Consider the following 25,238-nt stretch of genomic DNA (forward strand, 5'->3'; position numbering starts at 1 on the left):
CGGCGCAGAAGCTGGGTGGCCGGCATCACCGCTGCCGTCGCGCTGCACCTCGCCGTCGCTGCCGCGTGGCTCTGGCAGGCGCCGGAACACGGAACAGTCGCGACCGGCGCCGGCGGCCTGCAGGTCGGCCTCGCGTCGGCGGGAAGGCCTGCGGGTGCCGCCGGAGATTCGGCGCCGGAGATTGCCGAAGTGGCGAGGCCCGCCGCCGCGGAGTCACAAATGCCCCCGGACAGCGACAGCAACGACCCGCCGCCTGCAGAAGTCATTGAAGCCGCGCCGGTTCAATCCGCCGCCCCCGCGAAGCCGGAGATTGCCGAGGTTGCTGCGACGGATCCGGCGGCCGAGACCACCTCGGTGAAGCCGGCCAGAGAAATCTTGTCGGAGCCCGTCGAGATCGCGGCAGCCGTGGAACCCGAATCGCCCAAGCCGTCGATCGAACCGGTGTTCGAACAACCCGTGACGGTGGCGCAGGTGCCGGACCGACAGACGGAAGCGGCGGCGAAGCCTGTGCAGCCAGTAGAGCCGGAAACGATTGGGGCGCAGGAGGTCGAAGCGGCGGCGGTGGCAAGGACCGGACTCGTCGAGGCAGAGACAGCCGAGGCAAAGCCGTTGGCAGAGGAGCCGACAGAGACCGCCAGGGTCGCGCCGCGTCCGCCTGTTCCGGCACCGCCTGTCGATCGTCCCGTCAGGAACACGGTGCGCCTGCGGCAGGCTGAACCAAAGGAAAGCCTTCCGGTGAAGGCCGCGACATCCACGGCCGACGCCATCGAATCGAAGAGCGTCGAAGCCGAAACCGGTCCCGAGACGACCGCTGCCGCACCGGAGAGCGGCGACGGACGGCTGGCGGCGCTGCCGGGTGCGCAGGGAAAGTCCGGACCCCGCTCCGACTCCGGCGCCGGAAGCCAGAGCGGTCAACAGCAGGGCGGCGGATCTCCGGGTCAGCGGGCGGACTTTCTGGCTCAGTTGCAGCTCTGGCTGGAACGACACAAGAAGTATCCGAGAATGGCCCAGCGGCGGCGCCAGGAAGGCACGGCGCAACTCTACTTCGTGATGCGGCGCGACGGCACGGTTATCGACTTCCGGATCGAACAGAGCTCCGGCCACCGCCTGCTCGATCAGGAGGTCGAGGCAATGATCCAGCGGGCGCAGCCGTTGCCGCAGATGCCGGATTTCTATCCCGGCAGCAGGCTGGAGCTGGTGGTTCCGATCGTCTTCTCGATGAGGTAGCTCAGGCCGGCCTTCCGAAGCCGCCGCCCGACGGCGTGTGCATGACGAAGACGTCGCCCGGCAGGATCTCGTTCTGGTCGTTGCCGCCATGCTCGGTCCGGGTCCCGTCGGCCCGCTCGATCCACTCGCGGCCCACCTCCCCCGGCTCGCCCCCGTCGACGCCGAAGGGCGGCACCCGCCTGTGCGAGCAGAGCGTCGTGATCGTCATCGTCTCCAGAAACCGCATCCGGCGGATGATGCCGTCGCCGCCGCCGTGCCGCCCGCGCCCGCCGGAGCCGCGCCGGATCGCATAATCTTCCAGCCGGACCGGAAACCGGAACTCGAGTACCTCCGGGTCGGTGCCACGGGTGTTCGTCATGTGGGTCTGGATTGCCGAGCAGCCATCAAAATCGGGTCCGGCCCCCGAACCGCCGCAGATCGTCTCGTAGTTCTGGATGCGGTCATTGCCCCAGACAAAGTTGTTCATCGTCGCCTGGCTGCCGGCCATCGCTCCAAGCGCGCCCATCAGGGCGTTGCAGGCCATCTGGCTGACCTCGGTGTTTCCGGCGATGACCGCCGACGGGTACTGCGCGTGCATCATGCTGCCCTCGCGCGTCACGATCTTCAGGGGCCGGAAGCACCCTTCGTTCATGGGGATCGGCGCCGCCACGAGCGAACGGAAGACGTAGAGCACCACCGCCTTGCAGACGGCGAGCGGCGCATTGTAGTTCAGCGGGTCCTTGTCTGCGGTACCGCTGAAATCGATGGTCGCCTCGCGCCTGTCGTGATCGACGGTGACCTTCACCCGGATGAAGCGCCCGTTGTCGAGTTCGTAGTCGTAGCTGCCGTCGGTCAGCGCATCGAGCACGCGGCGCACGGACTCGGCCGCATTGTCCTGAACGTGCCCCATGTAGGCGTGCACGGTATCCAGCCCGAACTGCCGGATCATCTTCTGCACTTCCCGGACGCCGGTGGCGTTGGCGGCGACCTGGGCCTTCAGATCGGCGATGTTGCTGTCGATGTTCCGGCACGGCCAGTCGCCCGAGGCCAGCAGAGCGCGGGTCTCTGCCTCACGGAAGACGCCGCGGTCGACCATCAGGAAGTTGTCGATCAGGACGCCCTCTTCCTCGATCCGCCGCGAATCCGGCGGCGCGGACCCCGGCGTCTTGCCGCCGATGTCGGCGTGGTGCCCGCGCGAGGCGACATAGAACAGCGCCCGCTCGCCGGCTTCATCGAAGACGGGCGTGATCACCGTGACGTCGGGCAGATGCGTCCCGCCATTGTAGGGATCGTTGAGGGTGAACACGTCGCCGGGGCGCATGCCAGGGTTCATGCGGATGACGGTCCGGATCGATTCCGACATCGAGCCGAGATGGACGGGCACGTGGGGGGCGTTGGCGACCAGCCCGCCCTCGGGATCGAACAGCGCGCAGGAAAAGTCGTAGCGCTCCTTGATGTTCACCGAATAGGCCGTGTTGGCCAGGGTTGCCCCCATCTGTTCGGCGATCGACATGAACAGGTTGTTGAAAACCTCCAGCATCACCGGATCGACCTCGGTGCCGATGGCGGATTCACGGGCGACGGGCACCGCACGTGTGAGGATCAGATGCCCCCAGGCATTCATTTCCGCGCGCCAGCCCGCCTCGATGACGTTCGTGCCGGTGGCCTCGCGGATGATGGCCGGGCCGTCCACATGCTGCCCCGGCCGCATCGCGTCGCGGTCGTAGAGCGGCACCGCCGCGGCGTCTCCGAACGAGACGTCCACCGTCGCCAGCGCGTCGGGCGCGCCTTCGGAAAGCGCGTCCCTCGTATCGGCAATTTCCGCGGCGCCGCCGATGGCCTCGACCGACAGCGCCTCGAAGATCAGTTCCCGGTCGTCGGCGGCGAAGCCGTAGCGCGCCCTGTGGGCCGCGTCGAAGCGGTCTCTGAGTTCCTGTTCGGTCCCGAACTCGACCTCCAGCGACTGGTAGGACCCGGCGTAACGCAGATGCGCCCGCCGTATGGCGGTGACCTGCGCCGGATCGGCGCCCTGTGAGGTGACCTCGTCACCGGCCTCATCAGCCATCGCATCGAGAACCTGGGCGGCCTCATCAAGATCGCTCAACGGCCGCTCGAACTGCCGCTCGCGCAGGGCGCGGATCTCGGCGAGCCCCATCCCGTAGGCGCTGAGAACGCCCGCCAGCGGATGCACGAACACGGTTTCCATGCCGAGTGCATCGGCGACGAGACAGGCATGCTGCCCCCCGGCCCCGCCGAAGCACTGCAGCGTGTATTTCGTGACGTCGTAGCCGCGCTGTACGCTGATCTTCTTGATCGCGTTGGCCATGTTCTCGACGGCGATGCGCAGGAAGCCCTCTGCGACATTCTCCGGGCTGCGCAGCGGCTCGCCCGTCGCGTCGGCGATCTCCTTAGCCATTGCCTCGAATTTCCGCCGCACGATATCCGCATCCAGCTTCTCGTCGGCGTTGGGGCCGAACACCGCCGGGAAATGATCCGGCTGCAGCTTGCCCAGAAGGACATTGCAGTCGGTGACAGTCAGCGGGCCGCCGCGCCGGTAACAGGCCGGCCCGGGATCCGCGCCGGCGCTGTCCGGCCCCACCTGGAACCGGCCGTCCCGGAAATGCAGGATCGAGCCACCGCCGGCGGCGACCGTGTGGATGTTCATCATCGGCGCACGCATGCGGACGCCGGCCACCTCGGTCTCGAAGGATCGCTCGAAATCGCCGGCGAAATGGCAGACATCCGTCGAGGTGCCGCCCATGTCGAATCCGATCAGGCGGTCGTGCCCGGCCAGTTCGGCGGTCTTGACCATGCCCACGACGCCGCCGGCGGGACCGGACAGGATGGCGTCCTTCCCCTGGAACAGCCGCGCGTCCGTCAGCCCGCCATTGGACTGCATGAACATCAGCCGGGTGTGGTTGTGGCCGCCCAGTTCGGCGGCCACCTGATTGACGTAGCGCCGCAGGATGGGGCTCAGATAGGCATCGACCACCGTCGTGTCGCCGCGCGAGACGAGCTTCATCAGCGGCGAGACCTGGTTGGAGACCGAGATCTGGCCGAATCCCTCTTCCAGCGCGATGGCCGCGACCCGCGCCTCGTGATCCGGGTTCAGATAGCCGTGCATGAAGGCAATGGCGACCGAGTCGATGCCGTCGGCCTTTGCGGCCCGGAGGTCGCCGCGGACGGATTCCTCGTCCAGGGGCGTGATCACATTGCCTTCGGCATCCAGCCGCTCCTCGACCTCGACCGCGCGTTCGTAGAGGAGTTCGGGCAGGACCACATGCAGATCGAAGAGCGTCGGCCGGGTCTGATAGCCGATCCTCAGCAGGTCGCCGAGACCCCTGGTGATCAGCAGCAGCGTGCGGTCGCCCTTGCGCTCCAGCAGCGCATTGGTGGCCACCGTCGTGCCCATCTTCACCGCTTCGACGGTGTGCGACGGGATCGCCTCGCCCCGCTTCAGGCCCAGCAGGTCGCGCACGCCCTGGACGGCCGCGTCCCGGTACTGTTCGGGATTCTCCGAGAGCAGCTTGTGGGTCACCAGCGAGCCGTCGGGCCGGCGGCCGACCAGATCGGTGAAGGTGCCGCCGCGGTCGACCCAGAATTGCCATTTGGTCATGGTCGGAACGTCTTTCGCAGAGAAATCAGTAGAAGAGATCGGGCAGCCAGAGCGCGATCTCGGGGAAGATCAGCAGCAGCGCGATCATGGCGAACATGGTCACCACGAACGGCGCCGCCCCCTTCATGACGTCGGTCAACGCCCCGCGTTCGCGGACGCCCTGCACCACGTAGAGATTGATGCCGATGGGCGGCGTGATGAGCGCGGTTTCCAGGATCACCATCAGCAGGATGCCGAACCAGACAGGATCGAAACCGAGTTGCACGACGATCGGCGCGATCAGCGGCGCCGTCGTCAGCAGCATGGACAGCGTTTCCATGAAGCAGCCGATGACGACGAGCACCGCGATCAGCATCAGCATGGTCTGCATCGGCGTCAGGCCAAGGCCGGTGACGAAATCCGCCAGCGCCTGTGTCAGCCCGACGATGGACAGCACGAAGTTCAGAAACACCGCCGCCAGGATGATCAGCATGATCATCGACGTCGTCCGCATGGTGCCTTCGACGGCCGCGCGCAGCATCGACAGCGTCAGCGTGCGGTTGGCGGCAGCCAGGATCAGCGCGGCGACCACGCCGAGCGCTGCGGCCTCCGTCGGCGTGGCCACGCCGGCATAGATCGAGCCGACGACGACGACGAAGATGCCGACGGGCGGCAGAAGCGACGGCAGCGCCCGGATCCGCTCAGACCAGGTGACGGTGATCTTCTCGCCGCCCCAGCGCGGACGGACGATGCAGAAGGCGACCACCGTGGCCATGAACAGCGCCGCCAGCAGAAAGCCCGGCAGGAATCCGGCGAGATAAAGCTCCGGCACGGAGGTGTCGGTCAGCAGGCCGTAGAGGATCAGATTGATCGAGGGCGGAATGAGGATGCCCAGCGTGCCGCCGGCGGCGATGGTGCCGAGGAACAGGGGTTCGTTGTAGCCGCGCTTCTCGATCTGCGGGATGGCGACGGTACCGATTGTCGCCGCCGTCGCCACGGAGGAGCCGGAGGTGGCCGCGAAGAGCGCGCAGGACCCCGTATTCGCGTGCATCAGGCCGCCGGGCAGCCAGCCCAGCCACTTCATGATGCCGTCATACATGCGGCCGGCAATGCCCGAGCGTAGCAGGATCTCTCCCAACAGGATGAACATCGGAATGGCGACCAGCAGGAAGTCCGTGCCGGTCTGCCAGACCATGTCGCCGAGCGCGCGGTGCAGCGGCATCGGGCTGTCGAGATACTGGATGGTCAGGCCGAGCCAGCCCAGAGCCGCGGCGACGGGGACGGCCAGCGCAATCAGGCCGAGCAGGATGAGAAGGGTTTTGGTGAGCATCAGGCCCTCTCGTCGTCGATCTGCTCGTCGAGCGTCTTCACGCCGATCAGCCTGTCAGCCGAAGCGGTGTCACCGCGCAGCGTCGCGAGCAGCGCACCGAAAAACAGCAACAGGCCGGCCACGACGAAAAGCACCCATCCGGCGAGCCATGGGATCTGAGGCAGCGCCAGCGGCGTGCGCATCGGGGTGATCGAATGCGATCCGTGCTTCAGCGTATCGCCGACCATCTGCCAGGCCATCACGGTGATGATTGCCGCGAACCCGACCAGCAGCGCCAGACCCAGGAGGTTGAGGATGGCCCGCAGGAAACCGGGCAGAAGAATGAACAGGGCGTCCACGCGGATATGCGCGCGCTCGAACAGGGCAAAGGCGAGTCCCAGCGTTGTTGCGATGCCGAAGGCGTAGCCGGAAATCTCGTCCGCGCCGGCGAGGGATGTGCCCAGGAACTTGCGGATCAGAACCTCGACGGTGACCAGAAGCGCCGAACCGAGGATCAGGGCCCCGCCGATCCAGGCGAGTACGCGCGAGACATGATGCGCCTTGGCGATGATGCTCAGCATGACGAACGTCCCCAAAGAAATGCCCTTGAAGAATATCGGCTAACCGGGGGCAGGACGGTACCCTGCCCCCGAATTCGCGGCTCGGATCAGTTGGCGGAAGCCGTCAGACCCAGAATCGGGCCGACAGTCTCGTTCCAGTTGGCGGCGCATTCGTCGCCGCAACGCTCGGCCCAGCGCCTCAGGACCACATCGGTGGCGATCTTGTCGCGCGCGGCCAGATCGGCCTCGGAAGGCACCACCAGCTTCATGCTGCCGGGCTCGCCCCAGGCGCACTCGCCGCCGGTGATGCAGGAGATTGCGGTCTCGTCTTCGGTCGCCGTTTCCGTCCACATCTGGTCGGTCAGCTTGTCGATCTCGGCCTGCAGCATCTTCTGCTGATCGGCGCTGAGCGAGTTCCACTTGTCCATGTTCATGGCGCCGAAGGCCAGGCCCCAGCCGACGCGCATGGTGAAGGCGTGCGTCGCGACCTGATGCCACTTGGCGTTATAGGCCGGCGCGGTACCGGTGATGCCGCAGTCGACGACGCCCTTTTCCAGCGCGGGGATGACTTCAGCGAAGGGTACGGTCACCGAGGTGCCGCCGACGCCTTCGACGAAATCGCCGAGCGACGTGGCGTAGACGCGGATCTTCTTGCCCTCTAGGTCCTTGATGCTGTTGACCTCGGCGTTGCACCACAGCATCTGGCTCGGGAACGGATAGAGCATCATCAGCTTGGCGTTGTAGATGTCCGCGAAGGCCTTCTCCAGGATCGGGAAATAGGCGTCGGAAACCTTGCGCTGGGTCTCGATGTCCTGGGTGACCGACGACAGGTCGGCGCCCTCGAACACCGCATTCTCGGCGGCGACATAGCCCGGCAGGCCGAAGGCGAAGTCGAAGACGCCGTTCTTGACCAGACGCATGATCTCGAAGCCCTTCAGACCCAGTTCGGTCTGCGGCTTGATCTCACCGATGATCTGGCCGTTCGAGGCCTTGGCGATGTGTTCGTTCCAGAACGGGCCTTCGTGCTTCTTGTAATTGTTCAGATTGCCCCAGGTCCCGACGCCTTTCACGACGACGGGCCCGTCGGCCAGTGCAGCGGTCGCGCCGATGGTCAGCGCGACGGCCATGGATGCCAGCTTCAACATTTTCAGTCTCCCTGTTCATGAGCCGGAGGTTGGTCGACGAACGCGTTTTCGCGCTCGCCGATATCGGTGATCAGCATGCAGCCGGGCTTGTGCGTGATGCAGAAGTCCGGACGCGCCACGGTCAACGCATTCTGGGGGGTCACGCCGCAGGCCCAGAATACAGGCACGCCTGCCGGACCGCAGGGCGGATCGCCCCAGTCCGGCCGTTCGATATCGCGGATCCCGATGGCCCCGGGATCGCCGACATGGATCGGGTCGCCATGGGCCCACGGATATGCGGCCGAGATCTCCACCGCTTCATCCACCCGGCCGGGATCGACATAGCGCATGGAGACCACGGTGCCGCCGCCGAACGGACCGGCGCTGTGCGTCTCGATGGACGTCCGGTACATCGGAACGGTGCGGTCGGCGTCGATGTGGTGCATCGGAATGCCCGCCTCGATCAGCGCGTTCTCGAAGGTGAACGAACAGCCCAGGGCGAATGCCACCAGATCCTCACGCCAGAGCGCCGCGATATCCGTGACCTCGCCGGTCCGTTCGCCGTTCTCGTAGATGTAGTACGCTGGCACATCGCTGCGGATGTCGATGTCGCCGAGCGCGGACCAGGCCGGATCGCCCGGCGCAGTCACGCCGACCAGCGGGCACGGCTTCGGATTGAGTTCGCAGAATTCGCGGAACGGTCCGGCGAGGTCAGCGGACAGGATTGCGAGATTGGCCTGAAGCCGGCCGGGCACCAGCCCCGCCGTGTGGCCCGTGTAGCTGCCGGAGCGGATCGCCCGCCGGACGCCGGCGACATCGCAGGCCTTCAGATCATCATGTGTCAGTGCCACAGCCATGCTGTTCCCCTCGTGTGGAGGAACGTTAACGACGGCGCGACACTAAAATCTAATCGTAATATTGCATCGGCTTCAATAAGGAATTTTTATCAAAAGACATGGCCGTTTCGAGCGCGATGGCGGCGGCCCGCGCACCGAGCGTGCCGGACGGAACGGCCTTGTAGGACGCCGTGAAATCGAGGGGCGCCGGATGCCAGCCGGGATCGAACCGGTCGATCTCACCACTCTCCAGATACGGTCCGGCCAGCGCCAGAGGCAGCGCACCGACGCCCATACCGGCCGCGACCAGACGGAAGCAGGCTGACAGCGAGGAAGACGGAAACAGCATCGCCTCCGGACCGTACCGCTCCAGCAGCGTCTCCTTCAGCAGACGGAACGGCCTTGTCCCCCGGGCGAATGTGATGACGGGCCAACGCCGGAAGATGTCGGTCGAGTCCTCGGGCCAGTCACCGCCGGGCGGGCGGAACCAGGCGATCTCGAAGGAGGGCAGCGCAACGTTCTCGACGCTGAACTCGGAGACCGGCCCCATCAGCAGGGCGAAGTCGATGGCGCCGCCGATCAGACGGTCCCGGAGGTTTCTGGAGATGTCGACATCGATCTCGACCCTGAGCCGCGGAAAGGTCTCGCGCAGGCTGGCGATGAATTCCGGCAGCCAGGCCTGGACGATCGTCTCGGACACACCGATGCGGAACAGCATCTCGACGCTGTCGCTCTGCGCCACGTCCCGCAGGATGAGATCGTTCAGCTTCAGATACTGTTCGGCGTAGTTGACCAGCGCGACGCCGCCCTTGGTCAACGCCATGCCGGCGCTCCGATCGAAGAGTTCGACGCCCAGGACCTGCTCCAGATTGCGGATGCGCGCCGTGACGGCCGGCTGCGTCAGATGCAGTTCCTCCGACGCCTGCCGCATGTTCGCCGTGCGGGCGACCGTGAGGAAGGTCTGTATCTGGTCGAGAGTGAAGCGCATTGGCGGAGCCGTTTCTCAGATCGGTGCGGGCAAGTCTGGCACAGGATCGCCTGCCGTCAGCCTCCGAGGATCACGGCATCCGGAATTTCGTATCGTTCGTTCCCGACGGAAATGAATTGCAGATCGGCCTCCTTGCGTGCGCCGAACGGCTTCGGGCCCTCCGCTTCCGTCGTGTCGGCGCTCAGGGCATGGCCATGTGCGAAGAAGAGTGCCCGTTTCCGGCCGTCCGGCCGCGAGACGACGACCATCGCATCGCCTCCTGAACCTCGAGCCACACCAAATTCGCAGGGGACCGTAGGCTGCCCCAAGGACACCGCACACGGGATCGTGCCGGTAGCGTCGAAATCGCCCTGTCCGGCCCGAAGAGCTGAATCATCTGTTCCGGTGGGCACGGCGCCATCCGGCCCTTTGGCGGGACGAATGTAGTCGGCGGCGACATACCCCCGAATACCGCCCTTCAGCGCCTGAACATCGCACCAGCCACGCCCGGCCTCGAGGACACAGCCGAGGTTCCAGAGAATCTGGCCGCCCCGATAGGAACCGACGATCCGGCTGGCGGTGCTACGCTCGGCACGGATCCTGAGGCTTGATATATCCGGCAGGACTTCGAGCCGGCGCGGGCCACCGTCTTCGGCCGCAAGCGGTACATCGGGAGCCGCCACGGCCCGATCTGAAGCGAACTGGACCAGGGCGACCGCAATGGCGGCCGCAGCCGCAGCGCATGACAGGCCGCGTCTGGTCACGAAATTGCCGGCAATCCGGCAGAAGACGGTCTGCAACGGCAATCGATGATCGCGCATGCCGGCTTGCCGGTCGATCGCCACCGGCGCGGCCGCCAGCCTCAGCCGCTGACGTAAACGCCCCGCGCGGGCCGGTAGAAGATCTTCTGGTTGTGCAGACGGCCCAGCAACGCCCTGATCTTCTGCGTCTCCGCGGAATCGTCCCCGGCCTTCGACTGCATGGAGCGCAGCGCCGTCTCGATCAGATCCACATCGTCAACGTTCAGTTCGAACCTGGTGTTGTATTTCGGCATTCGAAAAGCTCCTGTGTGCCTGCCGATTGTCGACATGACCGGCGCCGAGGCACCGCACGAATCTCTGTCTGGATGACCTGCATCATACCAGTATCCGACCCCAAAGTGATCCTGTGGACCGCGCATATGGCGATGCAGGGTTCGAAGCCGGCAGACAACGGTTTCAACGCTTGTGCCTTCGCGATGCATTACGCCGTGCCTGATCTCGCAGATCACTCAGACCCGTACTGCCCGCACCTCCTCCGCCGTCGCCGTTTGATGCAGCCCGTAGAATCCCGGCGTCATTACCTGGGCGGCGCCGTGCTGCCGGAACGCTGCGTTATCGAGCAGTTCGTCGACGGCCTTTTCGAGGGCAGCAGCATCACAGGCGGTCGCCAGCACCAGCCAGGACATCGGGTTGTCCGCCCCGCGCAGCGACTGTTCCCGGGTCATGGGCGGCGGCGGGGCGGGCCGGAGCAGATGTGCCCCCGCCACCTCCCTCCGCTCGGCAAGGGCCGGCAGGATATCGGTTCCGATCCAGTCGGTCAGATCTGCCTCGGACCCCTCTCCCGGCGTGAAGCGAAGCACTGCGGCGGCGGCGCCCAGCCCGAAACCTTCGCTTCGCAGGACGTTGCAGAAGCCGCGCGTCATGCCGCGGAACCGCGGCATCATCCGGCTGGTCCAGGGCGAAGGCTGGTTCAGCCGTTCGAGATAGCCGGCCGAGGTCGCAACATCGACATCGGCAACCTCGTAGGTCACCAGATACCGAGTGGCGGCGCGGGTCGCGACCCATCGGGTGGCCCGAATGAAGCCCGGAACCCCGAGCCGTTCGGCAAAATGCTCGTTGCTGTGCCAGTCGTCGTGATCTGCGTGGTCGCCGTCGATATCGTAGAACAGCACCATGACGGCATCGCTTCGCAGCGCCATTGCGGCTCCCTCCCCTCCAACAACCCAGATATGACGCGCAGGCGCCGGCCACACAACTGCCGTCAGGGAGACGCACTCCGGCTCTTGGTCTCCGGCACCATCGAACGGACAGTTGCTCCACCCCGCGCTTCCGCAACACCGGCGACGCTGTCTGCGCTATCGTCAACGCCTGCAGGCTGCTGTCGTTCAGAACGACACCGTTCCGCCACAGAGGAAGGTTGCCATGAACCACGTCTTTCTGCGCCACACGAAAACATCTCCGCCTGTCGCCGTGGCGGGCGACGGCTGCTGGTTGATCGACAGCGAGGGCAAGCGCTACCTGGACGGCTCCGGCGGCGCCGCGGTGTCCTGTCTCGGCCATTCGGACCGCAAGGTGATCGAGGCGGTGAAGGCGCAGATGGACGCCCTGGCCTTCGCCCATACAGGCTTCTTCACATCCGAGGCGGCCGAGGCGGTGGCCGACCGGCTGGCCGCGGAAGCGCCGGGCGATCTCGACCGGGTCTTTCTGGTCTCCGGCGGCTCGGAAGCTGTCGAGGCCGCCATCAAGATGGCGCGGCAGTACTTCATCGAGATCGGTCAGCCGGGCCGGCATCATGTCATCGCGCGCTGGCAGAGCTATCACGGCAACACGCTGGGCGCGCTGTCGGCCGGCGGCAACCGCTCGCGGCGGGCGTTGTACGAGCCGCTTCTGGTCAACATGTCCCACATCTCGCCCTGCTACGCCTATCGCCTGCGCGAAGAAGGCGAAAGCGAGGCCGATTTCGGACGCCGCGTCGCCGACGAGCTCGACGCCGAGATCCGGCGGCTGGGTCCGGAGTCCGTCGCCGCTTTCATCGCCGAGCCCGTTGTCGGAGCGACGTTGGGCGCGGTTCCTGCGGTCGAAGGCTATTTCCGCCGCATCCGCGAGATCTGCGACGAACACGGCGTCCTGTTCATATCCGACGAGGTGATGTGCGGCATGGGCCGTTGCGGAGCGCTCTTCACCTCGGCCCAGGAAGGCGTCACGCCGGATATCATCGCTGTCGCCAAGGGACTCGGCGCCGGCTATCAGCCCATCGGCGCCACGATCTGTTCCAGCCGGATATACGAGGCCTTCGCCGCCGGCTCGGGCTTCTTCCAGCACGGTCACACCTACATGGGTCATCCGGCGGCGGCGGCGGCGGCCGGCGCCGTGCTGTCGCGCCTGATCGACGACGGCCTGGTGGACGATGTCCAGAGCAAGGGGGAGAAGTTCGCTGCGGCGCTGACGGACCGCTTCGGCCAGCACCCGCATATCGGCGACATCCGGGGCCGCGGCCTGTTGCGCGGGCTGGAGATTGTCCAGGACCGGGAGACAAAGACGCCCTTCGACCCGGCGCTCGGCATCAACGGACGGGTCAAGAAGCTGGCGCAGCAGGCCGGCCTGATCTGTTATCCCGGCGGCGGCACGGTCGACGGCCGTCTCGGCGATCACGTCCTGCTCGCTCCCGCCTTCATCATTTCAGATGACGAGATCGCCTTTCTGGTGGACATGCTTGCGACCTCGATCGATCGCGCGATCCAGGCGGCTCAGGATGCAGCCTGAGACATCTCGACAGGGCTCGAGTCGGCAAACAGTTGATTGCGGGAATTCATACCGCTCTCAAAAGACAAGTGGATCTTCCGGCCCTCCGGCGATGTCTTCCTGTGTGCAATCGACCGAACCCGCAAGATCGAATCCCGTCCGCGAGGACGGGATCTAGGCCGATTTCGGCATCGGTCCGTAGGTCAGGCGGAAGCCGGCGACCGCAATGACCAGCAGGACGACCTGCATCAGCGCGAGCGGCAGCATCGTGCCGTCGTTGAGGAAGCCGACGATGACGATGACCCCTGCGGCCGTCAGCATCTGCGACGCGCCGAGCAGCGCGGCGCCCGATCCGGCACGTCCCGGCGCCTCGATCACCACGCCTGCAGCGGTGAACGGCGCCATGCCGCCGATCAGGGCGATGATGAGGAACTCCAGCGCCAGGTAGGTGTACTGGTGCAGCAGTCCCGCCTCATGCAGCGCAATCTGCACGAGCACGGGAAGGATCGACGCGACGATGAAGTAATGCGCGCCCTGCGGCACGCCGACCGTGGCCGTCAGCCGGCGGGCGATCAGCAGACCGGTCAGGAACCCGGCCATCACGACGCCCACGCTGATACCAACGCCCAGCGGCCCGCCCTTGCCGTTGGCGAGGTCGATGAACGGCGCGTTGGCGATGAAGGTATAGGACGCGCCATAGGCGCAGCAGTGCGTGATCAGATAGGCGAAATAGCGGCCATGGACGAACAGCCCGGCATAGGTCCGGGCCATGCGGACCGGGTTCAGCCCGCCCGTCACCCGCTCCCGCAACGTCTCCCGGAAGCTCGAGACCACCCAGACGAAGGCAATGCAGGCGACCAGCAGGCCGGCGAGGATCGCTGCCTGCCAGCCACCCACGGGCATCAACGCCTCGCCGATCAGCGGGCTGAAGATCATGATCGAGCCGCTGGCGATGAAGAGCGGCGCCATCATCCGGGCGGTCTGGCGGTCGTCGGTCGCGACGTCGCGTACCACGGCGGGGGCCAGCACATAGCCGGCGCTGGCGCCCGCGCCCTGAACCACGCGGCCGGCGATCAGCGCCTCGATCCCGGGGGCGAGCGCCGCCAGCACGGAACCCGTGCCGAACAGCACCAGGCCGCCGATCAGCACCGGCCGGCGGCCGAAGGCGTCGGAAAGCGGCCCCATGAGCAACTGGCCGAGGCCGAACGCCATCGCAAAGCCCGAGACCGCAAGCTGGGCGGTGACATCGGGCGTGCCGAACTCCCGGGCGATACCCGGCAGGCTCGGCACCAGCAGCGATGTCGACAGATCGCCGATGGCGAACAGCAGCATCAGCAGCGGCAGGATCCGAGGCGTCGCCGCCCGCTCCCCGTTTGCCGTCATCGCGCTTCCCTCCCCGCCGCGCCCGTCGTCCCCGGAGAGATAGCGCTCCATGCACTGCAAATCGAACACTCGTCGCGCAGTGCAGTCATTCCACCGCCGGCGGGATCGAGGCAGGGAGCAGCCTTGCCGTCGCAGAAGCATGCGGGTCACGCCTGACGGCGATTGTCAGTCCTTGCCGAAGACCAGCCGCAGGCCTTCGGGCATGCCGCCCTTGCGCTTGCCGAAGGCGTAGGCGCCCACGACCACGGCGAGCGCCACGACGTAGGGCAACGTGGCCAGCAGGTGCGACGACACCTCGAGCCCCCCCGCCTGCAACCGCAGCACGGCCGCCTCGGCGGCGCCGAAGACCAGCACGACGGGCAGCACCAGCCACGGGTTCCAGCGCGCGACGATGACCAGACCGACGGCGACGAGCCCCCTGCCCTTGGTCATCTCCTGCGCCCAGGTCTGGGTATAGTCGACCGACAGCACGGCGCCGCCTATGCCGGCGAGAAAGCCGCCAGCGAGCACGCCGAGCGTCTGGATGCGCGGCACCGACAGGCCGGCCGCGCGGGCGGCGTCCGGCGCCTCGCCGACCGTGCGCCACGCCAGACCGGGCCGCGTCCGGTAGAGGGCGAAACCGGCGAGCGCGACGGTCCCGATGGCCAGCGGCGCCGTCCAGCTGAGATTGTCCAGCAGTTGCGACAGGAAGGGGATGCCGGCGGACCAGTCGCCGCCCAGCGTCGACGCCGGTTGAACCTGCGCGCCGACAAACTCCCGCCCGAAGAAGGATGTGATCCCGAGACCGATCATCCAGACGGCCAGACCGCTGCCGAACTGGTTCGCGCCGAGCCCGACGCAGAGGCCGGCGTGAACGCTCGAGAGCAGCAGGCCGGCGCCACCGCCGGCGAGGAGGCCGAGCAGAGGATCTCCGGTCGTCGCAGCGACGGCGAAGCCGAAACAGGCGCCCGCGAGCATTTCTCCCTCGACGCCCAGATTGATGACACCGACGCGCTGGCTCAGCGTCTCGCCGAGCGTGACGAACAGCAACGGCGTGGCGCCGCGGAGGATGGCAGCGAACCAGCCGCCCAGAACGATCAGCGTCGCCTCATCCACGGCGCGCCCGCCATAATGCGATGAGGCCGGGCACGGCGAGAGCCGTCGCGAACAGCAGCCCCTGAAGCACGGTCGCGCTTGCCGCCGGAACCTTGTTGAAGAGCTGCAGCGTGTCACCCGCCGCAATCAACCCGCCGATCATGAAGGAGATCGGCACGGCCAGCAGCGCGTTGTGCCCGGCCAGCCAGGCGACGAGAAAGCCCGTCAGCCCGTAGCCAACCGAGATACCTGGCTGCAGCCGCCCCTGGATCGCCCCGGTCTCGGTGATGCCTGCCAGCCCGGCCATGGCGCCCCCCAGCGCCATCACCAGGATGGCCTGGCGCTGATAGTCGAGTCCGACCATGCGCCCCACACGGGGATTGCCCTTCAAGACCTCCAGCGCCTGGCCCCAGCGGCTGTAGCTGAACAGGAGCTGCAGCATCACCGCGGCGGCCACGCCAATCAGCAGCCCGGCATGAACCCGCGTGCCGAACAGCTGCGGCGCGACGGCCCAGTCCGGGAAGGCGATGGTCGCCGGCCAGCCCAGATTGCCCGGATCCTTCCACGGCCCGTAGACCGCCGCGCTGACGAGCAGGACCGCGATGTAGTTGAGCAGCAAAGTCGAAATGGTCTCGTTGACCGAGAGCCGCGCCCGCAGGATTCCGGGCAGCCAGCCCCAGGCCGCACCGCCGGCCGCGCCGGCCAGCAGCACAAGCGGCAGCATCATCCAGCCGCCGCCCGGCACCACGGCCAGGACAAGGGCGGTCCCGATGAGCGCTCCGAAATAGAGCTGTCCCTCGGCGCCCACAGAGATCAGACCGAGACGCGCCGGCACGATCGCGGCCAGGGCGCACAGCAGGATCGGCGTTGTCTTCACCAGCGACTCGGACAGCGAATACGCGTCGCCGACGGCGTATTCGACCATCGCCAGCAATGTCCCGACCGGGGGTTCGCCGATGAAGGCGAAGAAGGCCATGGCCACCAGAATGAATCCGGCGCCGCCGGCCAGCGGTTCCAGCCAGCGGACACGCATCAGGCGCATCGCGCCCGGGTTCCGCGAAGCATCAGCTCGCCGATCTCGTTCCGGTCGGCAGCGTCGCGATCCCGAATTCCGGCGATCCGGCCGCCGTGCAGCACCGCGATCCGGTGCGCATAGGCCAGCAGGTCGTCCAGTTCCTCGGAAATCCAGATGATGGCGGCACCGCGTTCCAGATGGGCGAACAGCCGACGGTAGACAGTCCGGGATGCGGCAACGTCGAGCCCCATTGTCGGGTAGCAGGCGACGATCAGTTCGGGCCGGCCCGCCAGTTCGCGGCCGAGGACGAGTTTCTGCAGATTGCCGCCGGAGAGCGTCCGGGCCTGCCTGTAGGGCTCCGGCGGGCGGACATCGGCGTCCTCGAGCCGGCTTCTGGCGGCCTGCCGTGCGCCATCGCGGCCGAACTGCCAGAACGAGCGAGTCGCGGCGCTCCTGACATCGAGATTGTCGGCAAGACCGAGTTGCGGCACCACGCCATTGTCGAGCGGCCGTTCGGGCACATAGGCGATCGTGCCGTCCGGCCGGGGCGGCCTGCTTTTCCAGGCAAAGGAGACGCCACCGACGGTGACATCGCCTGCGCTCAACGGGTGAAGACCGACAAGCGCATCGGCCAGAACGGTCTGACCGTTGCCGACAACGCCCGCTACACCGAGAAGTTCGCCCGCCGCCACCTCAAGCGAGATGTCCCGCACGCCGCCGGTCTCGGCCTCCGCACTGAGATCCTTCACGATCACCTTCGGTGTCCGGCCCGACGGTAGCGGCGGGGCTTCAGCGCCTGCCGGCGCACCGTCCCCCACCATCATCCGCACCATGTCGCCCTGCCCGACACCGTCCGAGGGACCGTCATGGATCAGCCTGCCGCGGCGCATGATGGCGATCCTGTCCGCACAGGCCTCGACGTCGGCCAGCTTGTGCGTGATCAGCACGACCGCCCTGCCCTCCGACCGCAGGGTTCGCACGAAGCCGTAGAGCCGTTCGGTCTCCGACGGCGTGAGCACCGACGTCGGCTCATCCAGAATGATCGTGTCGGCATCCAGGTTGAGCACCTTGGCCAGCTCAACCAGCTGGCGCTCGCCAACCGCGAGATCGGCAACGCGGCGACCGGGATCGATGTCCGGAGCTAGCCGTTGCATGACATCGAGGAGCTTGCGTTCCGCGGCCGACCGGCCGGTCTGGAGCCACGGTGCCCCCGGGCTGGTCAGCAACAGGTTCTCGCGGACCGTCAGGGCCGGGACCAGCGAGAAATTCTGGAACACCATCCCGATGCCCGCTGCCATGGCGTCGGCAGGCGACTGGAACCTGACCGGTTCGCCATCTATCCTGATCTCACCGGCGTCCGGGGGCTGGAAGCCATAGAGGATCTTCATGAGGGTCGACTTCCCGGCGCCATTCTCGCCGAGAAGGGCAAGGCAGGCGCCGGGCTCGATGGTCAGATCGACATTGTCGTTGGCGATCAGCGCGCCGAAGCGCTTGACCAGCCCCCTCAGCTCGATCCGCCTTGCGGCCATCAGCTCAAGCGCAGCATGAAGATCGCGTCCACCTCGACCGCCGCCCGCTGGGGCAGCGTCTCGACGCCGACAGCGGTACGCGCATGCGCCCCGATGTCGCCGAAGAATTCATGCATCAGGTCGGATGCCCCGTTGATCACCTTCGGCACGAACTCGAAATCGGCCGGCGCATTCACGAAACCGCCCAGCCTGATACAGGCCTCGACACGGCCGAGATCGTCGTCGCAGGCCTGCGACAGGGCGGCGATCAGGTTCAGTCCGCAGATCCGGGCCGCCTGCTGACCCGCCGGGATGTCATGATCCAGTCCGATCTTGCCCTTGAGTGTCATTTCGCCATTCCATTCGCAGGTCTGGCCGGCCATGAAGGCCATGCTGCCGCAAACGCGGAAGGGCCGGAAATTTGCGATCGGAACCGGCACATTGGGCAGTTCGATACCGAGTTCCGCCGCACGGCCGCTGAATGTTGCACGGTGGCCCGAATCCGCGTCAGCCATCCGCGGACAATCCCGAAAGCACCGCTTCCGATCCCGTGACGAAACCGTAGAGAAGCTTGACGTTGTAGAGCACCGACTGGACGCAGTAGTCCGGCGAGGTTGTCGATGTACCGTCCTCGACCAGGATGGTGTCGTACCCGAGGAAACTGGCGTCCTCCAGCGTGGTCATGACGCACTGATCCATGTTCACCCCGCCGATGAACAGCGTCCTGACGCCGAGATTGCGGAGCACTGCGTCGGTTTCCGTGTCCCAGAAGGCGCTGAAGCGGTGCTTGATGATCTGGATGTCGGACTTGCCGGGGTTCAGTTCATCGACGACTTCCGCCCCCCAGCTGCCTTTCCGGAGCACCTCGGATCGCGTCCCCGCCACCGGATGACCGAGGTCGGTTTCGGTCCCCGAGGGATTGTGCGAATGCAGAAGCGACGGGTGGATGTTCAGCAGATCCTTCCGGACGCCCCAGTTCACCCAGATCACCGGCACGTCCGCTGCCCGGAAACCGTCGACCAGACGCCGCAGCGGCTGTATCGGCGCCTTGTTCGGCGTGATGTCGATGCCGCGGCTGTGCAGCCAGCCGCCCTTGGTGCAGAAGTCGTTCTGCATGTCGACGATCATCAGGGCCGACTTGTTGGCGTCGACGATGATGTCCTGGGGTTCGGCGTCGATGGCGACCCGGCGTTCGGGCCGCGCCGGGCGGGTCATGTCGACCCGCTCCGGCGTGACCTTCCAGCTCTGGCCCTCGACGGCGCCCATGGTCTTGGGCGTTGTCATATCCGTCTCCGTTGCCTTTGCTCTCCGTGCCGGCGCACCGTCAGTTCGTCGAACCGATCACGCCCTTGACCAGAAAGTCGGTGGTCTCGATCTGCTCCATCGTCATTGCCTCGCCGGCCCCGACGACAGTGGTGCCATCCTGCTTCACGATGGGCCCGGTCCAGATGTTCATCTTGCCGGCAATGATATCCTCCTTCATCGCCAGCACCTTCGTCTGGACAAACTCGGGCACGTTCTTGCCGAAGGGATCGAGCACGGCGTGACCGCTGGCCAGGTCGCCGCGGACATGACCGGGCTTCCAGGTGCCGGCTTTGATCTCCTTCACCATGTCGACCATCATCGGGCCCCAGTTCCATGACACGCCCGTCAGCCACGCATTCGGCGCGCGGTCGGAAATGTCGACGTCCTTGCCAATGATGTAGACGCCGCGCTTCTCGGCGGTCTGGGCGATGGTGATCGGGCTGTCCACCTGTTCGGCGATCACGTCAATCCCCTCGTCGGCAAAGGCGTTGGTCGCCTCCGCTTCCTTCTGCGGCTCCCACCAGCCGCCGGTCCAGACAACCGTCGTGGTGACGTCGGGGTTCACCGACTGCGCGCCCAACGTGAAGGCGTTGATCGAGCGGAGAAGCTGCGGGATCTGGAAGGCGCCGACGAAGCCCAGCTTGTTCGTCTTGGTCACCGATCCGGCAACCACGCCGGCCAGATACATGCCGTCATCGGAATCGGCCCAGTAGGTGCCGACGTTCTTCGACGTCTTCAGTCCGCCCGCGTGCAGGAAGGCCACTTCGGGGTATTTCTCGCCCACCTTGATGGCGTGATCCAGATAGCCGTAGCTGGTCGCGAAGATGATCTCGTGGCCCGTGTTGATCAGGCGCTCCATCACCCGCTCGACCTCGGCCGATTCCGGTATGGCCTCGAATGCCGTGGTCTCGACGCCGTCGATGGTCGCGGCCACATGTTCGCGGCCCAGGTCCATGGACATGTTGTAGCCGTAGTCGGCCGCCGGACCGACATAGATGAAGCCGATCTTGTCGTCCGCCACAGCGCCCGACGCCGCCACGCCGAGGGCTGCTGCCAGGGCCGTTCCCAGAAGTCTCTTCATAGCCGCCTCCTTGTCGCCCGCGCCTTCGACGCCGGGCATAAGTAAGTAAACACTTACTTGCTTACAGGAAGCATGCCAGAAGCCCTTACGACGAAATCAATCATCAATATGAAGGCGTTATGTCAGGTTCGGCATCATCGACATCTGACACGCCACACCACGCTGATGACAATTTCGCCACCGTCACAAAGATTGCCTAATGCTTGGGCGGTTCGAGGTACTCGGAAAGCATGGCGCGCGCCATCCGTCGATGCGCCGACCGCCAGCCGGTGGTCTGCAGGTCCTGCTTGAAGATCACCGAAAGCGTCCAGGCGTTCGACAGGTGGAAATAGCTGAGTCCCACCATGGCGACATAGAGATGCAAGGGATCGATGTCGGCCCGCACCGAACTGTCTTGTGCACCGCGCCGAAGCAGATCCTCGACAAGGGCAAGGATCGGTGAGGAGATGACCGGCGTATCGTCGGAGCGTTTCAGGTGCGCGGCTTCGAGAAGGTTCTCGCCGGACAGCAGCTTGACCAGTTCCGGATGCCCCTCGAAATGGGCGGAAATGAAGTCGAAGAGTTGCAGTACCCCTTCCCGCGGCGATCCTGCATCCACGTCGAGTCTCAGTTCTTCCGCACGCAACTCGCCCAGCGCCTGCTCGAGCACCGCGATGTAGAGACCGGCCTTGTCGCCGAAGTAATGGTAGATCATCCGCTGGTTGGCGCGGGCGCCGCGCGCGATCCGGTCGATGCGTCCCCCTTCGAACCCGACACGGGCAAACTCCGCCGTCGCAGCCTCGAGGATCCGCCGCCGGGTCTCTTCAGGGTTCCGTCGGGTCGTCCCGTTCGACGTATCGACCGTCATGGCCGCCTCGATCCGAGCGGCACGCCGAGATAGCACCCCGGGAAAATCAAGACGGCTTCGCCATCCGGGCATGCATTCCGGTCCCGCCCGAGAGCTCAGAAATCCCGACTGCATGCGTCATGTGCGAACCAACCTTCCGACCCGGCCAGCGTCCAGCCTAGTGCCAGACCGACGGGGAACGAAGCGGGTTTTGGACAATCGCGCATTGCGGTGGCACGGCGGCGCCTGGTGAAAGGCCATCCAGAGCCGAGACGCGTGTTCCGACTGATCCGGTAGCAACCTTTCATCCGGCCCTCTCGGGGAACTCAGTTCATCCGCCTGAACGGCAGTGTCAGCGCCGGCGGCGCCGACTGACGTCCGACCACGCCGGCAACCGCCAGCAGGGCCAGCACGTAGGGCAGCATCACCAGCAGGGCCACCGGCGCATCGACGCCCATCGCCGGAAGCTGGAACTGCATCGCGGTCGCGAAGCCGAAGACCAGACTTGCGCCCAGAACCCACCAGACCCGCCAGTTGCCGAAGATGACGGCGGCCAGCGCGATGAAGCCGATACCGTTGGTCATGCCTTCGGTGAAGGTGTGAATGTCGCCGATAGAGATGAACGCGCCGCCGGCGCCGGCGAAAGCGCCTGCAATGACGACGGCCCGATACCGGGTCGCGACGATGCTCACGCCCGTCTTGTCGCCGGCCAGCGGATCGGTTCCGGCGGCCTCGACCGCGAGCCCGAAGGACGTGTTGCGGAGCATCCAGTACATCGCAGGCACCGACAGCAACCCCAGATAGACCAGCCAGGTCTGATTGAAGAGCGCCGGCCCGATCAGCGGAATGTCGACCAGCAACGGCACGGCCACCTTTTCGATACCCGGCACCTCGAGCGCCGAGCGCAGACCGAAGAGTTCCCGGTTAAACAGGGTCGTGAGACCGAAGGCGAGGATGTTGAAGCCGAGGCCGGTGACGATCTGGTCGGCCTGCACCGTCACGCTGAGCCAGGCCTGGAAGAGACCGCACAAGGCCCCCGTGGCCAGCGCGGCGACAAGGCCTATCACCGGGCTGCCGGTGGCGTGCGCGGCGACAACGGCGGCGAAGGCCGCAGAGAGCATGATGCCCTCCAGGCTCAGGTTCAGGACGCCGGCGCGCTCGCTCACCAGTTCGCCGAGCGCGGCCAGCAGGATCGGCATGGCCAGACGGACGGTCGAGGCGAGGAAGATGACCGCCAGTTCCTCGGTCATGCCGACGCCTCCACACGGCGGGCGAACCACGCCGAACCGGCGACTGTGAGCACCACAACGCCCTGCATCACATGCACCACCGCCGAGGGCACTCCGGCCACGATCTCCATGTAGATCCCGCCGGAGCGGAGGAACCCGAAGAAGAGAGAGAAAAGCACCGCGAGCGTCACCGACTGACGCGCCAGCAACCCGATGACGAGGCCGTCGAAGCCGTAGCCTGACGGGAACTCGGCCTTCAGATTGTGCTGGTCGCCCTGGATCATCATGCCGCCGGCCAGACCCGACAGCGCGCCCGCGACGCTCAACCCGAGCACGACGATCAGACCGTTCGGCAGCCCTGCCCGCCGGCTGGCCTGCGGGTTCAGGCCAACCGCCTCGAGCCAGACCCCGATGACCGTGCGCGAGAGCACGACGGCGACGATGGCGGCAAGAACGAGAGCCACGACAAGGCCGGCATGCAGGATCCCGGAGCTGTCCATCGCCATGACAGGCATGTGGGTCGAGACCGGCAGTGTGGCGGATTCCGGCAGCGACGTGGCGTCCGTCATGGGCTGACGGAGGAGACTGACCGAGTGGGTCACCCAGTAGAGCAGCCAGAGCCCGATGAAGGTCAGCATCAGGGTCGTGATGACCTCGTTGGCGCCCCGCCAGACCTTGAGCGCGCCCGCGATGGCGCCCCAGAGGCCGCCCGCCACGGCGGCCGCTGCGAGCGGAACCGCGACGGCCAGCCCGCCCGGCAGGGTGTCTGCGCCCCATTCCAGCGCAAAGGCCGTTGCCAGCACGCCGCCGACCGCCAGCTGACCCTCGCCGCCGACATTGGTCAGCCGGGCCCGGAAGGCGAACAGGAACCCGACCGAGACCAGCATGAAGGCGGTGGACCGGTTGAGGGATGCGGCGATCGCGTAGGAAGAGCCGAAAGCCCCGTCGACGAAGGCCGACACCGCGCGCAGCGGATCCGACGACGTGGCCGCGACCAGACCGACTCCGACCACCAGCGCCGCGGCGATGGCGGCGAAGGGAACCAGCCACGCCCCGAGCCTGGCCGTGCGCGGGCGCTGGAACAGCGCCATCCATTCTGCCGTCTGCTGACTCATGCGGCCTGCCCGGACATCAGGGCGCCGATCCGGCCGCGGTCAGCCGAGGCGCGCGGGAACTCACCGACGAGGCGCCCCCTGTAGATGACGACGATGCGGTCCGCGACGGCGAGCAGTTCGTCCAGTTCGCTCGAGATCAGAAGCACCCCTGCCCCGGCGTTGCAGGCTTCCCGCAGCCGGGCATAGACCGCCGCGACGGCGCCGACATCGAGACCCCGGGTCGGCTGGGAAGCGAGCACGAAATTCAGGTTCTCGCGGCTCAGTTCGCGTGCCAGAACGGCCTTCTGCTGATTGCCGCCCGAAAGCGTGGAAAAGGCCATGCCTTCCCCGCCGGCGCGGATGTCGAAGCGCTCGATCATGTCGACACTCGATCGCGCCAGCCGCCGCCGGTCCAGAAAGCCCCAGCGGCTGACGCGGGCGAGCCGGTCGAGGTGAAGGTTGTGGGCCAGACTCATCTCCGTCACGCAGGCGAGCGCGTGGCGATCCTCGGGGATCACGGCAACACCGGCCCGCGCGATCGCCCGTGGCTTCGCATGCGTCAGTTCCGTCTCGCCGACATGAAAACGCCCGCGCCTGACCGGGGCGATGCCCGAGAGGGCCCATTCGAGCTCACGCTGTCCGTTGCCCTCGACTCCGGCAACACCCACAGTCTCGCCACGGCGCACGATCAGGCTCAGCCGGTCGATACCGGGCCGCCCCTCGACCGTCAGTCCGTCGATCGTGAGCGCGCTGCGGCGGTCGCTCACCTGTGTCGTCTCTCCGGTCCGGGATACCCCTCCGCCTGCGCCTTCAATTCCCAGCGTGGATGACGCGGCCGGATCCAGCCGGCTCAGGCTTTCGCCGATCATCGCGCGGACCAGACCATCGACATCCGCCGACGGCTCCTCGCTCTCCGCGACCTTGCAGCCAAGCCTGAGCACCGTCGCCCGGTCCGCAGCAGCGGCGACTTCCGCCAGCTTGTGGGTGACCAGCAGGACCGCCCGGCCATTCGCGGCAATCTCCCTGACCGTGGCCAGAAAGCCCTGAATCTCGTCGGGCGAGAGAACGGCTGTCGGTTCGTCCAGGATGAGGACGTCCGGCTCGTTGATGAGGCATTTGACAATCTCGACCCTCTGGCGTTGGCCGACCGACATGCTGCCGACGACCGCATCGGGATCGATATCCAGACCGAAACTCCCGGCCAGTTCGGTGATCTTCCGTCGCGCCCGCCGCCGATCGAGCACCGGCCCGGACCGGCCGAGCAGAAGATTGTCGATCACGGTAAGGGTGGGCACCAGGCTGAAATGCTGGTGCACCATCGCCACCCCGGACGCCAGCGCGTCCCTGGCGCTGCGGGGCTGGAAGGGCTTGCCCCTGATCTCCAGCGCTCCACCGGTTGGGGGGTAGAGGCCGTAGGCGAGGTTGCAGAGCGTGGACTTGCCGGCCCCGTTCTCGCCCAGAAGGCAATGCACCTCGCCGCCACGGAGCGTCAGCGAGACGTCGTCCAGCGCCCTGACCTTGCCGAAGGAACGGGAAACGCCGCTGAAATCGAGCAGCGGCGTCCCCGTTTGCGCTCCGGCGCCATCTTTCCCCTGGATGGTCACGTTCACGGTCTTTCAGCCC

General features: G+C 66.5%; 22 protein-coding genes. 2 read left to right on the forward strand and 20 right to left on the reverse strand.

Annotated elements, in window-relative coordinates:
- Positions 1–15 precede the first annotated feature (15 nt).
- Positions 16–1,227 (forward strand): TonB family protein, encoded by a 1,212-nt coding sequence (locus tag ACMVY4_RS16535; protein WP_416897090.1) that lies wholly within the window; start codon positions 16–18, stop codon positions 1,225–1,227.
- A gap of 1 nt (position 1,228) precedes the next feature.
- Here the strand turns inward: ACMVY4_RS16535 and ACMVY4_RS16540 are convergent, their stop codons facing one another.
- The 9 genes from ACMVY4_RS16540 to ACMVY4_RS16580 form a co-directional block, all read right to left on the reverse strand.
- Complete coding sequence (locus ACMVY4_RS16540) at positions 1,229–4,822, reverse strand: hydantoinase B/oxoprolinase family protein (RefSeq protein WP_416897091.1); 3,594 nt, start codon at positions 4,820–4,822, stop codon at positions 1,229–1,231.
- 25 nt (positions 4,823–4,847) lie between these two features.
- Positions 4,848–6,131 carry a TRAP transporter large permease gene (locus ACMVY4_RS16545; RefSeq protein WP_416897092.1) on the reverse strand — a complete coding sequence of 428 codons (1,284 nt, stop codon included), beginning with the start codon at positions 6,129–6,131 and terminating at the stop codon, positions 4,848–4,850.
- Complete coding sequence (locus ACMVY4_RS16550) at positions 6,131–6,691, reverse strand: TRAP transporter small permease subunit (protein ID WP_416897093.1); 561 nt, start codon at positions 6,689–6,691, stop codon at positions 6,131–6,133. The genes ACMVY4_RS16545 and ACMVY4_RS16550 overlap by 1 nt, the downstream gene beginning before the upstream one ends.
- 86 nt (positions 6,692–6,777) lie before the next feature.
- Positions 6,778–7,815: a TRAP transporter substrate-binding protein gene (locus ACMVY4_RS16555; RefSeq protein ID WP_416897094.1), complete on the reverse strand. Its 1,038-nt coding sequence runs from the start codon at positions 7,813–7,815 to the stop codon at positions 6,778–6,780.
- Positions 7,816–7,817: 2 nt separating this feature from the next.
- Positions 7,818–8,651, reverse strand: coding sequence for a putative hydro-lyase (locus ACMVY4_RS16560; protein WP_416897095.1), 834 nt, complete (start codon positions 8,649–8,651; stop codon positions 7,818–7,820).
- A gap of 49 nt (positions 8,652–8,700) precedes the next feature.
- Complete coding sequence (locus ACMVY4_RS16565) at positions 8,701–9,618, reverse strand: LysR family transcriptional regulator (RefSeq protein WP_416897096.1); 918 nt, start codon at positions 9,616–9,618, stop codon at positions 8,701–8,703.
- 56 nt (positions 9,619–9,674) lie between these two features.
- Positions 9,675–10,442, reverse strand: a complete 768-nt coding sequence (locus tag ACMVY4_RS16570) for a hypothetical protein (RefSeq protein ID WP_416897097.1) — start codon at positions 10,440–10,442, stop codon at positions 9,675–9,677.
- 17 nt (positions 10,443–10,459) lie between these two features.
- Positions 10,460–10,651: a hypothetical protein gene (locus tag ACMVY4_RS16575; protein WP_416897098.1), complete on the reverse strand. Its 192-nt coding sequence runs from the start codon at positions 10,649–10,651 to the stop codon at positions 10,460–10,462.
- A 216-nt stretch (positions 10,652–10,867) separates the two neighbouring features.
- The gene (locus ACMVY4_RS16580) at positions 10,868–11,533 is read right to left on the reverse strand and encodes a hypothetical protein (protein WP_416897099.1); all 666 of its coding nucleotides are present in this window, start codon (positions 11,531–11,533) and stop codon (positions 10,868–10,870) included.
- Between the two features lie 247 nt (positions 11,534–11,780).
- On the opposite strand from ACMVY4_RS16580, the gene ACMVY4_RS16585 reads away from it, so the two are divergent.
- Positions 11,781–13,121 carry an aspartate aminotransferase family protein gene (locus tag ACMVY4_RS16585; RefSeq protein ID WP_416897100.1) on the forward strand — a complete coding sequence of 447 codons (1,341 nt, stop codon included), beginning with the start codon at positions 11,781–11,783 and terminating at the stop codon, positions 13,119–13,121.
- A gap of 153 nt (positions 13,122–13,274) precedes the next feature.
- On the opposite strand, the gene ACMVY4_RS16590 is transcribed toward ACMVY4_RS16585, so the two are convergent.
- The 11 genes from ACMVY4_RS16590 to ACMVY4_RS16640 all read right to left on the reverse strand — a co-directional run bounded on the left by ACMVY4_RS16590 (position 13,275) and on the right by ACMVY4_RS16640 (position 25,225).
- The gene (locus ACMVY4_RS16590; RefSeq protein WP_416897101.1) at positions 13,275–14,483 is read right to left on the reverse strand and encodes an MFS transporter; all 1,209 of its coding nucleotides are present in this window, start codon (positions 14,481–14,483) and stop codon (positions 13,275–13,277) included.
- Between the two features lie 165 nt (positions 14,484–14,648).
- Complete coding sequence (locus ACMVY4_RS16595; protein WP_416897102.1) at positions 14,649–15,578, reverse strand: ABC transporter permease; 930 nt, start codon at positions 15,576–15,578, stop codon at positions 14,649–14,651.
- Complete coding sequence (locus ACMVY4_RS16600) at positions 15,571–16,599, reverse strand: ABC transporter permease (protein ID WP_416897103.1); 1,029 nt, start codon at positions 16,597–16,599, stop codon at positions 15,571–15,573. The genes ACMVY4_RS16595 and ACMVY4_RS16600 overlap by 8 nt, the downstream gene beginning before the upstream one ends.
- Positions 16,590–18,101, reverse strand: coding sequence for an ABC transporter ATP-binding protein (locus ACMVY4_RS16605; protein WP_416897104.1), 1,512 nt, complete (start codon positions 18,099–18,101; stop codon positions 16,590–16,592). Before ACMVY4_RS16605 ends, ACMVY4_RS16600 begins: the two co-directional genes overlap by 10 nt.
- Positions 18,101–18,595 (reverse strand): RidA family protein, encoded by a 495-nt coding sequence (locus ACMVY4_RS16610; RefSeq protein ID WP_416897105.1) that lies wholly within the window; start codon positions 18,593–18,595, stop codon positions 18,101–18,103. The genes ACMVY4_RS16605 and ACMVY4_RS16610 overlap by 1 nt, the downstream gene beginning before the upstream one ends.
- A complete protein-coding gene (locus ACMVY4_RS16615) occupies positions 18,588–19,364 on the reverse strand; it encodes a cysteine hydrolase family protein (protein WP_416897106.1) in 777 nt (258 codons plus the stop codon). The genes ACMVY4_RS16610 and ACMVY4_RS16615 overlap by 8 nt, the downstream gene beginning before the upstream one ends.
- Before the next feature lie 40 nt (positions 19,365–19,404).
- Positions 19,405–20,466 (reverse strand): BMP family ABC transporter substrate-binding protein, encoded by a 1,062-nt coding sequence (locus ACMVY4_RS16620; protein WP_416897107.1) that lies wholly within the window; start codon positions 20,464–20,466, stop codon positions 19,405–19,407.
- 196 nt (positions 20,467–20,662) lie between these two features.
- Positions 20,663–21,313 (reverse strand): TetR/AcrR family transcriptional regulator, encoded by a 651-nt coding sequence (locus tag ACMVY4_RS16625; protein ID WP_416897108.1) that lies wholly within the window; start codon positions 21,311–21,313, stop codon positions 20,663–20,665.
- A 305-nt stretch (positions 21,314–21,618) separates the two neighbouring features.
- Positions 21,619–22,542: an ABC transporter permease gene (locus ACMVY4_RS16630; protein WP_416897109.1), complete on the reverse strand. Its 924-nt coding sequence runs from the start codon at positions 22,540–22,542 to the stop codon at positions 21,619–21,621.
- Positions 22,539–23,636: an ABC transporter permease gene (locus tag ACMVY4_RS16635; RefSeq protein ID WP_416897110.1), complete on the reverse strand. Its 1,098-nt coding sequence runs from the start codon at positions 23,634–23,636 to the stop codon at positions 22,539–22,541. The genes ACMVY4_RS16630 and ACMVY4_RS16635 overlap by 4 nt, the downstream gene beginning before the upstream one ends.
- Entirely contained in the window at positions 23,633–25,225 is a 1,593-nt protein-coding gene (locus ACMVY4_RS16640; RefSeq protein WP_416897111.1) for an ABC transporter ATP-binding protein, read from the reverse strand. Before ACMVY4_RS16640 ends, ACMVY4_RS16635 begins: the two co-directional genes overlap by 4 nt.
- Between the last annotated feature and the right edge of the window lie 13 nt (positions 25,226–25,238).

The organism is Minwuia sp. (genome assembly GCF_048007105.1).
GTDB lineage: Bacteria > Pseudomonadota > Alphaproteobacteria > Minwuiales > Minwuiaceae > Minwuia.